The sequence below is a fragment of the Candidatus Wallbacteria bacterium genome (genome assembly GCA_028687545.1).
GTDB lineage: Bacteria > Muiribacteriota > JAQTZZ01 > JAQTZZ01 > JAQTZZ01 > JAQTZZ01.
Genome location: JAQTZZ010000042.1, coordinates 19,281 through 34,460, shown reverse-complemented (window position 1 = coordinate 34,460; position 15,180 = coordinate 19,281). Strand labels below are relative to the sequence as shown.

12 protein-coding genes are annotated in these 15,180 nt (G+C 49.2%); 1 reads left to right on the top strand and 11 read right to left on the bottom strand.

Annotation, left to right across the window (positions count from 1 at the left end):
• Positions 1-6: 6 nt before the first annotated feature.
• The 6 genes from PHW04_14485 to PHW04_14460 form a co-directional block, all read right to left on the bottom strand.
• Positions 7-744 (bottom strand): C1 family peptidase, encoded by a 738-nt coding sequence (locus tag PHW04_14485; protein ID MDD2717095.1) that lies wholly within the window; start codon positions 742-744, stop codon positions 7-9.
• 273 nt (positions 745-1,017) lie between these two features.
• On the bottom strand, positions 1,018-2,106 hold the full coding sequence (locus PHW04_14480; GenBank protein ID MDD2717094.1) for a dipeptide epimerase: 1,089 nt from the start codon (positions 2,104-2,106) through the stop codon (positions 1,018-1,020).
• 219 nt (positions 2,107-2,325) lie between these two features.
• A complete protein-coding gene (locus PHW04_14475; GenBank protein ID MDD2717093.1) occupies positions 2,326-4,035 on the bottom strand; it encodes a hypothetical protein in 1,710 nt (569 codons plus the stop codon).
• A gap of 155 nt (positions 4,036-4,190) precedes the next feature.
• Entirely contained in the window at positions 4,191-5,585 is a 1,395-nt protein-coding gene (locus PHW04_14470) for an SH3 domain-containing protein (GenBank protein ID MDD2717092.1), read from the bottom strand.
• 27 nt (positions 5,586-5,612) lie between these two features.
• On the bottom strand, positions 5,613-6,776 hold the full coding sequence (locus PHW04_14465; GenBank protein ID MDD2717091.1) for a DUF819 family protein: 1,164 nt from the start codon (positions 6,774-6,776) through the stop codon (positions 5,613-5,615).
• A gap of 219 nt (positions 6,777-6,995) precedes the next feature.
• On the bottom strand, positions 6,996-7,949 hold the full coding sequence (locus tag PHW04_14460; protein MDD2717090.1) for a C1 family peptidase: 954 nt from the start codon (positions 7,947-7,949) through the stop codon (positions 6,996-6,998).
• Between the two features lie 195 nt (positions 7,950-8,144).
• Between PHW04_14460 and PHW04_14455 the strand changes: the two genes are divergently transcribed.
• Positions 8,145-9,785 (top strand): peptide-binding protein, encoded by a 1,641-nt coding sequence (locus tag PHW04_14455; GenBank protein ID MDD2717089.1) that lies wholly within the window; start codon positions 8,145-8,147, stop codon positions 9,783-9,785.
• 100 nt (positions 9,786-9,885) lie between these two features.
• Here PHW04_14455 and PHW04_14450 read toward each other — a convergent pair whose 3' ends face one another.
• The 5 genes from PHW04_14450 to PHW04_14430 all read right to left on the bottom strand — a co-directional run bounded on the left by PHW04_14450 (position 9,886) and on the right by PHW04_14430 (position 15,179).
• Entirely contained in the window at positions 9,886-10,689 is an 804-nt protein-coding gene (locus tag PHW04_14450; GenBank protein ID MDD2717088.1) for a hypothetical protein, read from the bottom strand.
• Positions 10,690-10,762: 73 nt separating this feature from the next.
• A complete protein-coding gene (locus PHW04_14445; protein MDD2717087.1) occupies positions 10,763-12,325 on the bottom strand; it encodes a DHA2 family efflux MFS transporter permease subunit in 1,563 nt (520 codons plus the stop codon).
• Positions 12,326-12,329: 4 nt separating this feature from the next.
• Positions 12,330-13,406, bottom strand: coding sequence for an HlyD family secretion protein (locus tag PHW04_14440; GenBank protein ID MDD2717086.1), 1,077 nt, complete (start codon positions 13,404-13,406; stop codon positions 12,330-12,332).
• A 36-nt stretch (positions 13,407-13,442) separates the two neighbouring features.
• Complete coding sequence (locus PHW04_14435; GenBank protein MDD2717085.1) at positions 13,443-13,916, bottom strand: MarR family transcriptional regulator; 474 nt, start codon at positions 13,914-13,916, stop codon at positions 13,443-13,445.
• Positions 13,917-13,925: 9 nt separating this feature from the next.
• Complete coding sequence (locus PHW04_14430; GenBank protein MDD2717084.1) at positions 13,926-15,179, bottom strand: TolC family protein; 1,254 nt, start codon at positions 15,177-15,179, stop codon at positions 13,926-13,928.
• Position 15,180: the final 1 nt, after the last annotated feature.

The following is a 15,180-nucleotide window of genomic DNA, read 5'->3' as shown; positions in this document are numbered from 1 at the left end:
CCAGCATCACTGCGTGATTAGGTTTGACCATGGGCAGGGTTTCGTGATTGTAAACACCGCCGCTGTAAAATCCAAAGGTGTCGTCTGCCCCACACCGCAGCCTACAGGTCCGTATTGCATGATAGCCTGCTTGATCACTTCAACCTGTGGCGGTGAATTGAGACTCAGGCTCAGGTATTTCCAGTCTCTGATCTTATAAGGTCTCTGCAGATCCTTCCGGCATTCCCCATCTGCGTCAAGGTATGGGCAGTCCTGTTCAAGGGCAGCTCCGTCGAGGAAATTTTTTGCTGCATCCAGAAATCCGCCATTCCTGCAGTTGTAACCGTTCTGGTTGCAATTTATCAGATCCTGCTCTGAAAGATCGACTTCAATCGAGTCCTTCATCAGAATTTGAGATTCCAGCATTCCGCAGAGCGTAAAAGACCAGCAGCCGAAGCAGCTGCTTTTCTGATCCTTGACTGCACTCACACAGTGGAATTCCCGCCAGTCAAATTTTGCTGGAAGCTGAATTTCCGAGCTGTCCAGCCTTAAAACAGACGATCTGCTGATTCTTTCCGGAAACACAAGGCCTGCCAGACTGACGGTTCCACTGGATGCCGCTGCAGCAGAAACTGTATAAGTAGCCTTTTCAATCCTAAACAGTTCCCTGGCTGCATTAAAACGGGCGGTAAGGTTTACAGCTGGATTTTCCATTGCATAAAGGAGTACCGGAAAAAACAGAATCAGGACTGAATTTTTAAACATGCTTTCCTCGGCACTTAACTGATAAATTCATTATACCGGTAATCAGGGTTTTTCAAAGCAGAAAATGCAACTTATTAAATTGAGTTTGGCAAATTTTTATGGTGTGCAGCCAGATATTTATTTAAAAAACCTTGATTTGTGGCGGGTCCTGTCCTGGCATAACTTTTTCTCTCCTTCGCAAAGCTCAGATCGAGAAATAAGTTACGCCTGGCCACCCCACAAGGGTTTCAGCGGCATGATATGGAAAATTTGCAAAAGTCGAGTTATTAAGAATTACTCCCACCTGACACCCTGAACTCCACTTATACCAAGCCCCGGAGCATCGGGTAGAGTCAGTTTTGGTCCATTGATTACAAGCCCGCCTTCAATCGGGTCTGAACTGCACAGAGAAGGGCCGTCCAGATCGAATCTGGTCACAATACTTTTTCCGCCGGCCAGATGGCCGGCTGCTGTTACACTAAGCTTGCTCTCCAGCATGCAGCCAAGCATGCATTCCATTTTATAAGCCTCAGCTACTGCGCAGATTCTGAGTGCTCCATGCAAACCTCCGCACTTCATCAGCTTGATATTGACGAAATCCGCTGCCTTGGCAGTCACGATTCCGATCGCGTCCCTGACTGAGTGTACACTCTCATCAGCCATCACAGGAATCGGAGAACTGTCTGTGACCATTTTCAGGCCCTCGAGGTCTAAGGCAGGCACGGGTTGCTCCACCAGCTCTATGCCAAGCCCCGCTTGATCAAGCTTTCGCAGAATGCTGACCGCCTCTTTAGGGGTCCAGCCCTGGTTGGCATCCACCCTGATCACGATTCCTGCTCCAACAGCTTCCCTGATGGACCTGATTCTCCGGATGTCCAGCTCAGGGTCTTTGCCCACCTTGAGCTTGATGACACTGAAGCCCTGCTGCACTGCAGAAAGGCTGTCTGCCACCATTTCCTCCGGATCATTCACGCTGATCGTAAGGTCTGTCTGGAAATCCTTTCTGAATCCTCCGAACAGTTTGTAGAGAGGAATTTGATGCAGCTTCCCGTATAAATCGTGTAAAGCTATGTCGCAGGCTGCTTTGGCGTTGCTGTTGCCGATGCAGGCGGCATCCAGTAGGCAGAGATTCTCCTCCAGATTCTCGATTGGCTTCCCCATGAGCCTGGGTGCAAAGTATTCCCTGATCGCTCCCTGAATCCCGCCCAGCGAATCGCCTGTCACCGAGCCAGAGGGCGAACCTTCTCCATAGCCAGTGACGCCCGCATCAGTATCTATGGCTACGATCACTGTTGTCAGTGAGTTTGCAGTCCTGAGTGCGGTTTTGAAAGGCTTCTTCAATCCGATTGTCAGCAAGCCGGTCCTGATTTTAGTGATTTTCATTTTCAACTCCAAGCAGATTTATTTCAGATAAGTATAAATATTTTATCATCATTGTCCTTGAAATTGAGAGTAATATCCATGTTCATCAAATTTAATATTTCAACCTCAATTATCAATTTTGTCAAATATCAGCCTGACGGGACGCGTCCCCATAATTTCCTGAAATGGCATAAAAAAACCGGGGGTTTCCCCGGTTTTTCATTACTTTTAAGAGTCAATTTACTGCGGAAGTGTGGATTTGCCGATCATCTGACTCTGGTTGTTGAGTATGATCCGCATCACTTTGCAGCTGACGACTGAGCCGTTAGCGTTTAAGGAGATTTTGAGCGCTGCGCTCGTGCAGTTAATGACATCATTGTTCACTCTGCCGAGTGGCAGAATAAGTTGAGTGCGCAACTTTCCTTTAATCGCAGATATGGAGGATGGTCCCTTGAGGGTCAATCCCTGGCTGGCAGTGCTCAAATCCACTGTGAGTGCGGTTGAATCCTGAGATCCATAGTTGACGATTTCGATGCATAGCCTAAGCTCTTCGCCGGCTTCGTTGATGTTGTTGCTATTGCTGTCGAGGACAAAGGTCTTTTCTATAACCAGCACAGCATTTTTCTGGTAGTATTTATCGGCCTCTGCCACGCCCTTGGCTTTGCCGTCTGCGTAAGCCTTGGGATCCTTTTTAGCTGCGGTTTTGTTGTACCCGTCTGTATAACCCTTGTCATATTGCATTTTGCTGGCTTCATTGAAACCCTCGGTTTTACCTACCGGGTAGCCTGCGCTATGGCCACTGGCTCTGTAGGAAGGATATTCCTGGGACAGACTGTAATGGTATGCGCTGTTGTAACTCTGAGTATATGTATTGTCGTAGGCTGTCTGGTAAGTCTGGTCATAACCCTGGCTGTAAGCATTATTGTAGGCATCAGGGTAGGTGGTCTGATAGGCCTGGGAATATGCGTTTCCGTAAGTTTCGCTGTAAGCCTGTGATCTGGCCCGCTCATAGGATTGGTTGTAGCCCTGCCTGTAACCGTCATTGAATCCTCTTTGATAGGCAGGTGAATTTCCGAATCTGGCTGCAGCGAGTTTTTCGTCACTTACAGATTGAATGTCTGTGATTAGATCATTCTGGACATTGTTGCGGGAATTTTCGGTCCTGGTGTTCCTTGGCTGATCGTGGATTTCTTTTTCCCTGTCCGCGAATCCAGATTTATAGCCGGCCTGATAGATTTGGTCCTTTCCGGCTTTGGCTGCGTCAGCGCTGCCCTGAGCCATTCCGTTGTTATAGAAATTGCCGTGTTCGCCTTCTGCATAGCCGTCTATATAGCCTTCATTTTCTCCGGCAGCATAGCCTTCATTATAGCAGCGATCCTGCCCGGCTTTCTGACCCAGCGCTGTTCCTTTGGATTCTCCATCTGCTTTGCCTTGTTGCATGCCCTGCTCACGTCCTGCAAGCTGTCCAGCCTGGAGGCCTTTGCTGTGACCTTCGGATGATCCGGCAGTTCTGCCATCCCGTTCGCCCTGGGAAGTACCCTCAATCTGACCGTCGCGGTGTCCGGCGATGTATCCATCCCCCCTGCCGCGTTCCATACCCTGATTGAAGCCGTTCTGGTAATCCAGTTGATCATTTGGATCCGGATTGGGGTTAGGGTTCGGATTTGGGTTAGGATTAGGATTCGGGTTTGGGTGCGGATTAGGGTTTGGGTGCGGATTAGGGTTTGGGTGCGGATTGGGGTTTGGGTGCGGATTGGGATTTTGGTTTGGGTTAGGATTAGGGTTAGGGTGTGGATTGGGATAAAATGAAGGAGTTGGGTCATTATGATTGTTGTCAGTAATTACCGGAACAAGTGGATTGTACGATTTCAGATCAGAATCGCCTGCATAAATCGGAACAGGGTAAGCGGCACAGATCAAAAGGGACAGTAAGCCACACAAAAATTTCATGCAACCTCCCAGAATTGTGTATTAAATAAAGAATATTCACAAATGTTAGTATGTCAAGATAAAATTACCTTAATTCAATACCTATAAATGGTTATTTTGCAGGAAAAAAATGGTTAGAGATTAAGAGGTTTTCCCGGGCCATCTGACAACAAAACTTACTGCTCTATGAACTCCCTGGCAGTATACAACCCCTCCATGAAGCTTTTCTGCCCGTCTCCAAGGTAAATGGAGAGCAGCGGAGTTACTGCCACTTCCAATGCTTTATGTGGAGTAACCCTGCCATCGCCACTCTTCACTGAAAACCCTGCAAAATCATGGATCATGAAGTAATCGTCGCCGAATTTTCCGAGAAACAGCATGGCATGTCCGCTCATGTAAAGCGCGGAACCGGCAGGCAGAGCATCGAAAATCTTTTTACGCTCATCAAGGCTCAGTCCCTCAACCATGTCATGTTTGACGCCAGGACAGAGCTTGCCCTGCTCGCCTGAGTTGCGCGGCAGCAGCACACCCATACTCCTGAAAATGTCCATGATAAAGGCGCTGCAGTCCCTGGTATTGTATTGCCCGCCCCAGCCATAGCGCTGCCCCAGAAATTTAAAAGCCTGGGTCAGGATATTTCTCCTTGTATATGGCAGATATCCCAGGCAGACGTCTTCTGTGACTGGAATCAATCCCTGTTTGAATTCCAGCCCGCCTGCTGCGGTGCGGACAGGCAGAGAGACCACATGATTGCCCTCAGTTCCCTGCCCATAAACATCGTCGGCAATTTCAGCTGAGGCTGCCAGAGGGATTCTCACTCCCATCTCCAGCTGCAATTCTGATAATTGAGGCAATTCCGGATTGAAGTTAGTGAAAGCCTTCTTCCCTGTCACGACCAGGAAATGCGGTTTCTGTGCATAATTCATGACTTCGTCCTTCAAACCGACAGCTACATCTATCACCGGAATCCAGGCCAGATAATTGTAAGCCCTGGCGAAAAACCATTTCCCGTCATGACTCTGATGGAGGATTACCAGTGGTTCTGCAGGATAGACTGCTGTTTCTATGAATCTGTCGAATTCCTGGTCCGAAGCATCAGTGAACGTGCGGTCATAAGTCGGGTAAGTCCGCATCACGCTGCGCCGCACTGTAAGGCCATAGCGCACTTTGTTGATCCCCTTGATGCCCCCTAAATTCAGATTGCGTTCCAATTTTTTGAAATATGCGGGTTTGATCGGTTTTCCGTTGATAAACTTGGCTTTTGAAGGAGGGCTGCTGACTTTTTTGATCATCTCCCTGAGATCGGTTTCTGAAAGTATCTGCTTGAGATTCCAGATGTCTGCGCAGGGCGCGGTTTTCCTTAAAACATCACCATTATAGCGGTCAAGTTGAGCCTGTGTTGCCAGGATCTGATCAGGATCAGGAGCAAGTTTTACCCAGAAATCCGGGTGCTGCATTTCACTCGTCACTTTAGGAATCCTCGAGAAAAAATCATTGCTCATTGTTTCCTCTGCATATGCTGCTGAAATGATCAGCAAAATAACTGCCGGAACTGCGGTAAATAATTTCATCAATCCTCCAGAAATTTTTAACAGACTCTATATCATTGACAATATTTTTCCTACTATCAGTCCCCCCTGAGTGCCGACCAGATATCCAAGCAAAGCCATCAGCACTCCGATCGGGATCAGCACCTCGCTGTAGGCGGCAGCCAGGATCGGAGCCGAGGCTGCGCCTCCTATGTTGGCAAGGCTCGCCACGCCGCATGTGAACAGGTCGAGCTTGAAAATCCGGGCCAGCGCCACCATCAGACCTGCATGGATCGCCATGATCATGAATCCTGCTGCAATATAAAACGGAGCCTGGGTCAACTCGCGGAAATTGGCCTGCGATCCATATAACCCTATGATCGTATAGAGCATGATGTTGGAGAGCGGCGACGCGCCAGGGATCTGACCCATTTTCGTCAGAGCGCAGAGTGTACCTGCCAGAGTCACAAACAGAATCGCCCAGGTGGAAGTTGAAAGAAATTGTGTCTTTGGTATGTACTCGGAAGCTGCCAGATTCTGGCAGGCTGCAGAAACAAACAGGCTGGTGCCGAGCAGCAGAAAAAGACTTGAAAAATCCACCTGGCCTGTAGCAGAAAGCTGCTCCTGCTTCAATTTAGCACCAACTTCGTCGATCAGTCTGGTATCAGCGTGGGTCCATTTGTTGAAATATCTGGCATATGGAACTATCGCCAGCAGGAACATTACCCAGATCCCATAGCAGACTGAGTCCATTAAAAGCACATTCCCCATCTTGGCGTCTGGGACCTGCAGAGCTCCCTGTACTGCCGCCATATTGCCAGTGCCGCCGATCCAGGATCCGCAGAGCGTGGAAAGGGGTTTCCAGAATTCCGGCTCGAACTGGTTTTTCAGCAGGCCGTAAGTGACGATGAAGCCTGTGCAGATGGTAAGCGTAGCAGAGAAAAAGCCGATCAGCATCTTGGGTCCGAGTTTGGCGATCTTGCGCAGATCGCAGCGCAGCAGCATCAGGAAGATCATACAGGGGATGGCCGCGTCTTTCACCATCTTGTAGTAGAGTTTCACGTCTGGCGACTGCTGCCACAATCCAAATGTAGTGCAGAGCATTACAATAAAGTAGAGCAGGACAACGCCTGGCAGATGCTTGAAAAGATTCTGGTACGTCTTGTCAAGCAGTACAATAATTCCGGCAATGAACAGGATGGTGGCAAGATAGGTGAAACCGCTGGTGATCATTAATTCTCCTGTGATGATAATTCGAAATACATAGAAACAAGTTCTAAGTAATATTATCCATCAAAAAAGTTTATTTTTCCAGATATTCCCTGTTTTAAAGACATAAATTTGCATCGGAATTCTGTATTCTCCAGCAACCCACTGAAAACAAGAACCTGCAAACAGAAAACCGCTCTTTCGAGCGGTTTTTTACTTCAGTTTTACTGTTTTGCCTGATGTTCAATACTTATACTGGCAGTTGTAAAAACCAACCTGGGCGCTGCCATATTTTATCCAGGCGTAACCGCCTTCACCCCACTGTGTGCTGTAAGAATTTTTGATCAGGAAAGCTCCGCCATCCTTGTTATCGTCCCAGCCGCAGATCAGGACAATGTGGTCTGTCTTATCTTCAACCCTAGACGGGACATTGTAGGTTCCTCCAGCATAAGCTCTGAAGCCAAGCTCCTGGGAAACGCAGGCTGTCACTACTGCACCCTGCTCGTAGACCATCTGCTGAATCGCAGGAATTATGCTCTTAAAGTCAGGATATGCCGCATCACCCAAATTGAAGACCTTTGCATCTGAGAGTTTATGCTCTCTCTTGATATCGTTTCTGCACTGATCATCCTGCCCTGTATAGGGATAATCTGCATCCAGGGCACAGCCTTTGGATATAAAAAAGTCAGTCACAAAATCACCGCCGTTTGCAGCAGTGCCTGCTCCACTGCAGCTGATGGTATCCTGAACAGCAAGCCTGACTTCCTGCTTGTCCTTCACTTTTATGCAATGTTCGAAGGTGTGGGTAGCTCCCCAGGCCCAGCAATCGCTGTTCTGCTGTTCACCGACAGGAGTGACACCATTGTTATCCCGCCAGTCCCATTTGGCAGGCAGTCTGTTGGCTCCCCTGCTCCGCACATACCCTGTGGCAGAAAAATCACGCACCAGCTGCTTCTGATTTTCATTGAGGGCAGGAAACTTGAGATCACTGATATACCAGCGACTCGGGATAGCCGCAACAGATACTTTGAATTTATCGCCGTATTCAGCGGCTGCCTGCTGCGCCCCGTTATAGATCGTTGATCTGTCTGAGGCGGTAAGCTTGAATTGCTCATTGGTACCGGCAAATAGAGAGCCTGCAATGAAAACAATCAGAATGAAAAAAAGGAATCTTGTGAAAAAATTGATCTTATTCATACTCTATCCTCCCCACATATACTACTATACTCTTTCATTATATCCGGAATTTCGGCCAGGATCAAGTAAATTCAGCGAATGCTGGTTTTTTCTGCTAAAAATCAGTAAAATATGCATTTTTTCGATTTTCTTTACTTTTTCCAGGGTTCAGGTAAACTTTGTAAATAATGCCTCTCAGGGAAGGGACCTCTCAATATGCGCACGTTAACTGCAGCCTGGCTTTTACTGACGTCCTTTGCGTTCATTTCCGGCTGCGGAGGTAAACCTGCATCTCATCCGGCAAGTGCGAATACCATGGAATCATTCGTCGACTCGCCATCCTACGGGGACACCATCGTCGATTCCTCGATCGCAGATGCGATGACTCTGAATCCGCTTCTGTACAACGATAGGTTTTCCCTCAGCATTATAGAAATGGTGTTCGATTCGCTGGTGGTCCTTGACGAAAAACTGCAGATCAAGGGCGATCTTGCCGAGAGCTGGGAACAAGGTCAGGACAGCCGGGAGCTGATCATCCACCTGCATCAGGGGATAAAATGGCATGACGGTGTGCCCTTTTCGGCTGAAGACGTGAAATTCACCTATGACTTGCTGCTGCATACGGTCACCCCGATCGGCCTGAGCTCCACTCTGGATGAAGTCGATACTCTTGAAATAATCGATCCGTTCACGCTCAGGGCCAGGTACAAGAAAATCACTTCCTCCTATCTGAAATGCTGGCTGTTTCAAATCCTGCCCAGGCATTTATACCAGGGGGGAAATCTGGCGGAATCCAGTTACAACAGGCAACCAGTCGGCACAGGACCGTTCAGGTTCGTGGAATGGGTCCCGCAGGAGAAAATCATTCTCAAGGCCAATAGCGATTATTTTACAGGCAGGCCTTTCATCGACAATTACATCTGCACTGTCATCCCTGACCCTTCGATGGCGTATCTCGGGCTCCTCAGGGGAGACATCGACATACTCAGGCTGACGCCGGACCAGTACCTGAAGCACGCTGATGAAACCGAATTCAAAACCAGATACAATATCCAGCGTTTTTTCTCCCTGGATTATACTTTCCTGGGATTCAACCTGGACAATCCGCTCTTTTCAGACAGGCTGGTGCGGCGCGCCCTGACCATGGCCGTGAATCGCCAGGCCATCATCGACGACGTCCTGTACGGCTACGGCAAACAGATCAGCGGTCCGTTCCCGCCGGACTACTGGGCTTATGACCGTGGCATAATGCCCTGGCCCTATTCCACTTCTGAAGCAGTCACGCTTCTTTCGCAGGCTGGTTACAGGCCGGCAAGTGATGGAATTCTGGAGCGTGAAGGTCGCAGATTCAGTTTCACGATCAGTACCAACAACGGCAATGAGATCCGGCGCCTGGTCGCCCTGCAGATCCAGAAATGCCTGCAGGAAATAGGTGTGGATGTCAGGATCGAACGTCTCGAATGGGGGGATTTCTCGGACCGTCTCAATAACCGCCAGCTGGATGCGGCCCTGTTGGGCTTTTTTTATGGCCCGCACGTCGATCCGTATTCTTTCTGGCATTCTTCAATGATTCCGGACAAGGAAAAGAAACTGAAGGGGCTGAATACTATCGGCTACAGCAATCCTGAAGCGGACAGGCTGCTCGAAGAATACCGCTCGTCCACGGACCGCAGTGTGCAGGAGAAACTGTGTCACCAGCTGCACGCCATCCTGCATCAGGACCAGCCGATGATTTTCCTGTTTTCGGAAGAGAAAATCGTCGCTGTCGACAAGAGAATCCGTCAGCTGTCCAACTCAGCCGATGGTTTCCTGAACTTCACCAAAGCCTTTATACCCGAAGGGCTGCAGAAATACTAGTGCGCCGTATCATTTGAATTTCATAATGGTTAACTTTGAAAATGCTGCTACTGCAGCATTACGCGAAATCGCGATTGGTAAATTCAAATGTAACGGATCACTAGTGCCGTCCGTGATGATCATCTCTCCTGTCATGCCTGTCGTCCCAGCGCCAGTCCCAGCTCCAGTGATGATCTTCGTGCCTTTGATGATCCCAGGGAAAGATCACCACAGTTGTTTTATACTCGCGGGGAGCCTGGAAGCCGGCCTGAACTGAAGCCTGGCTCTGGAAATCATACTGGCAGGTTGGGTAGACATACAGATCGTCGTAATAAACCACTCCTGCTCCACCGCTCCCTGAAGCAAGTGCAATACAGTCGCCGTTGGCTGCTGCACCAGGAGTCCAGAAGGAATTACCGACAGTCTCGAGGGCATCGTTCAGATAATAACTGGCAGTAGCAGTGGTGCGGTTGACAATGATCGAGACCGAATACCAGACGCATTCGTTGAGATGCGATCCCTGTACCAAGGCCTCGCCATTCACCCAGGTGATCCGGCCGCTTTTAGCATCATAGCTTCCGCCGTATCTCCTGCCGTCTACAGTCACGTTGAAAAAAGGTCTGAACCAGACATTGGCCTGGCCTTTCAGCTTGAAGTTTATCACTAGGATTTCACCTGTTGCAGACAGGGCGTGACTGTAACAACCGTCCCAGTTCGCCAGATTACCAATCCTGAAGCAGTTGGGTGCAGAATAGTATTCTCCGCTGAATATCCCGCACTTGCCGTCTCCGTCGCAGACCGCAGCCCAGCCGATCGGCGGCTGTCCAAGGGGTTTCAGGTCGAAATTATCGCCAAGGGTTATTGTCGGACCTGCCATGGCAGAAAACGAACACACCAGAATCACTGTCAGGAAATACTTTTTCATGAATCCTCCTTGCAGGTATGGGGACAGGCCTTGACATTTGTTCCTAAATGTCAAGGCCTATCCCCATTGTATTTCATTCTCCCACTGTTACTGCACCCAGCTTTGCATGTCTGACTGTTTTCAACATCAGGCAGAGCGGAATACAGCACAGAACGATTATACCACCAACTACGAAGCCGTTGTCAAAACCCAGCACACTGGCGCGATGCATGATCGCCTTGGCTGCCATGAAGCCACTCTTGATCGAGTCATCCAGAGCGATTCCCTGTACACCTCTGAACACAAACTGAGGCGCTTTCAGGTACAGATTGAAAAAAGCTTCGGACTGGACAGGTAATTTCTCTCCAATCCGCACGGCATGCCAGTGGATGGAGTTTGTCACATAGGTGTTAAGCAGCGCTATCCCGAAAGAAGCGCCTACACTCTGGGCGACATTGAGAAAACTCGATACTGTAGGTACCTGATGCCTGGGAACCGAGTTCAGGATCGTAGTCATCAGCGGAGTCATCATCAGGGCCAGGCCTGCACCCCTCACAATCTGCGAGCCTATGATCAGGAATGCGCCGGACAGTGGATCAAGATTTCCGTAAAAGAGCATCGAAATTCCGCTGAGCAGGGCTCCGATTGTAACCAGAATGTTAGCCGGATAGCGATCGGCGAGCCTGCCTGCGACCGGCATGAAGAATCCCATTGCGACAGCTCCAGGCATCAGCCACAACCCAGTCTGGATGGTAGTGTAACCGACAAGGGTCTGCAGAAAAATCGGTAATAAAAAAACGCCTCCGAACAGTCCGATGGCTCGGAAAACCGCCAGGATCATGCCCAAAGTAAAATTCCGGTAGAGAAGCAGTTTGAGAGGAAACAGGGGATGTGAAACAGTTGCTTCGATCCCTGCGAACATTGTGAAACCGATCGCTGTCAGGATTTCACAGATCCTGATGTAGTCTGAATCCCAGCCTTTTTCCTGACCATTGGAAAGTGCCAGCAAAGAAGCGATCAATCCGATCGACAGGAACAGGTAGCCCCAGAAATCGAAAGGTGTCAAACCCTCTCTGGGTTTTCTGTCGCTTTTCATCACCAGCAGTCCAAGCAGCAGCGTGAGGACTCCGATGGGCAGATTTACTGAGAAAATAGCGCGCCAGTTGAAATAATCGCAGAGATAGCCTCCCAGGGTGGGACCGACTGCGGGACCCACCATGATGCCGATACCCCAGATGCCAAGTGCCCTGCCGCGTTCGTGCGGTTCGAACAGCTCAGTGATGATCGACATTCCTACAGGCTGGATCGCGCCCCCACCGATAGCCTGCATGATCCTGGCGAAGAGCATGGCATTGTAACTGAATGCAAAGGCGCAGGAAGCAGAGCCGATCGTGAAGAGTGCCAGGGAACTCAGATAGATCTGCTTGTGGCCAAAATTCTTGGTCAGCCAGCCCACCAGGGGCATGGCGACTGCAGTGGCCAGCATGAAACCAGTGGAAATCCATTGGATCTGGTCGCGGTTGACTCCGAAAGCGCTCATCATGTGTGGCAGTGCCACATTGACTATGCTGGAATTCAATACTGCCATGAATGTACCCAGCATGATTATGGACAGGGCTACCCAGCGATAATATCTTTCTAAGAATTCGGGATTCACTGGATTATTTCTCTGACGATCCTATGTGGATGTGAACTACTACAGAAAGCCCTGGTCCGACCAGCTCCGCGGGAATCGTGTCCAGTTTGATTCTGATCGGAACCCTCTGGCTGACCTTGATGAATGTGCCGCTTACGCCTTCTGACGGGATCAGGCTGAACTGGGAATTGGCGGCGGCTAGAATCTTTGTGACACGGCCTGTGAGCTTTAAGTCCGGATACGCGTCCACTGAAACATCAGTTCGATCATTGACAGCCACGCAGGACAGATAACGCTCTTCCACATTGGCTGCTATATAAAGGGACTTCGGATCCAGCAGAGATAAGATCGGAGTGCCTGCCATCACCATGGAACCAGGATCACGCCAGCGCCTGGTGACTACACCGTCAAAAGGAGCCAGTGTTCCCACATAGCCGAGATTCACTTCAGCCTGCTGCACTGAAGCTTCAGCTGCTCCCACTTCCGCTTCCCGAAGCTGCAGTGTGGCTTCAGCCATCCTCAATTCCTCGGATCTGGTGCCTTTCTTGAGCAGTTCCAGTTTAGATTTGGCGCTTTCATACGCCTGCTGAGAGGTCTCCAGCAGCGTCCTGGCCTTGTCGCGTTCTGAATCTGAAATCACCTGCTTGTCGCTGAGAACTTTGATCCTCTGCCAGTCGTTCCCCACCTGCTTGAATTGAGCATCAGCCTGATCCATGGCTGCTTTGGAAATCCTGATTTCATCCGTCAGGGGTCCGTTGAAAGCTTTGTCGTACTGAGCTTGGGCTACAGCCAGACCGGCTTTGGCTGCAGCAAGATCAGCCTTTGATTTCAGCAGAGCCACTTCAAGCGGTTTGCGGTCCAGCTCAAAAAGAAGCTGGTCCTTTTTTACCATGTCCCCTTCTCTGACCGCTATCTGGACCAGGTCGCCACTGAAATGCGGGGAAAGATCGATCATTTCGCCTTCAATCCTGGCGTCATCTGAATAGACGATTCCATACATGAAGAAAAACCAGTAAAAAAACGCAAAAATAGCCATAGCCAGAAGCAGGCAGACAGCTATCAGAATCGGTTTTCCGTTCTTCTGTTTTTTGCTTTCAGACAATTTCAGCCCCCTGTCATTTCAGCAGTCTTTGTAGTATCAGGTTCTGCTCTGTGCCTCACGGTTCCTGTTCTTCTGAAAAAAAGAAAGCTGCCGGGTCATGAGGCGCAGGAGTTCCCTGCTGTCATGCTCTCCCATGTATTCCACCAGTTCCCGAAAATTCTCCAGGAATTTCTGTTCCTTCATTCTTACAAATTTACGCCCCAGCTCCGTCGGGGCAACAAGTACGACCCGCCTGTCGTCCGAGTCAGAGAGCCGTTCCAGATAGCCGCCTTCTGCCAGAGTGTTCACCATCTGCGTAATTGCAGCTGGAGTGACCTTCAATCTGGCGCTCAGTTCAGATAACTTGATTCCCCTGATTTTCGGGTCAATCGCATCCATGATGGTGGTCAATAGCATGAATTCCCTGTATCTGAGCCCTTCGCCTGTTACAGGCTGCCACATCGCCCGCTTGATCTGAAGAATGATCTGAGCCAGTTCCTGAGCCAGATCCAGTTTCATTTCATTGTTCACTGGTATGTCCTAAATTGTCCCGCCGAAGGTGTTGATGATTTCGTATTTCAGCTTGTTGAAATCGATCGTGGCATTTAAATAATCCAGCTGAGCGCTGGTAAGTTTCTGCTGGGCATCCTGGAGATCCAGCAGTGAAAGCATTCCCTTCTGGATTGAAATCAGTGCATAGCCATAGCTTTCTTCTGCGCTTTCCTTGCGTTTTTTTGACACCTCAAGAGTTTTCTTCAATGCATCATAACGCCTGATGATTTCGCGCCTGTCAGATTCGCTCTGTTTCCGCTGCAGTTCATGCGCCAGTTTACCCTGATTTCGTGAGAACTCAGCGCTCTTTGCAGTAAGGGCGTTCTTCTGCTCTCCCAGGTTGAAGGTATAGGAAAGGGTGCCGGAATAGCTCCTGGTCGAACCGCTTTGGAAAGTCGAATTCAAGGCAAGATCACCTGGAGCCTGGTTCCTGGCAGATCTGTACTGGAGCTCTTTTTTTTCCAGGCTGTGTTCAGAGAGGCGTTCATCAAATGAACTGTAAAGCGGTATTTTAATCCAGTCATAGGCTTCCGCAGTTAGCTCCTGATTGATTTCCAGAGTGTCGGTAAATGAATAACCGATCAGGATCTTGAACTGATCGACTCCATCATTCAAGGATTTCTCACTCTGGACAACATTGTTTTCCTGTTGCAGATAATTCACTTCAGCATTTAGAAGAGACAGTTTGTCCGAAGAACCTAGCTTGAATTTGGCGTTGTTCAGATCATAGGTGTTTTTCCAGTGCGTCAGGGATTCCTTCTGCACTTCCAGCTGCATTTTTCGATTCATAAGATCATAGGCTGCATTGATGACTTTGAGTTTGAACTGTTCTTTATCTCTGGTGAACGATACATCCAGGTCTTCTCTGCTGAGTTTTAGAATTCTGCGGCTGTAATCCGACAGACTGGTCAGGATGTTCGAACTCAGGGTAATGGAGTTCAGTCCAGTGCCGGGCGTCCCTAGTGTTTCTGATCTTCCATAATTCAGGCTCAACCCGTCATCCAGGGAATCAGATACGCTCAGACTTCTGTTGTTTGAATCATCACCTGAGATTTTAATCTTCGGTTTGTAGGAATAAAACTGCAGGTCGCTGCTCCAGATGTCAATCTGATGAGAAAGCTCGAGCTGCCTGTATTCCTGACTGTTTTTGAATGCATAGTCCAGGAAGGTGGAAAGCTTGTCAGGCAAGGCGCAGTAAGATGGAAAACAAGCGATCAATGTAAATAATAAAAACAGCTTCATC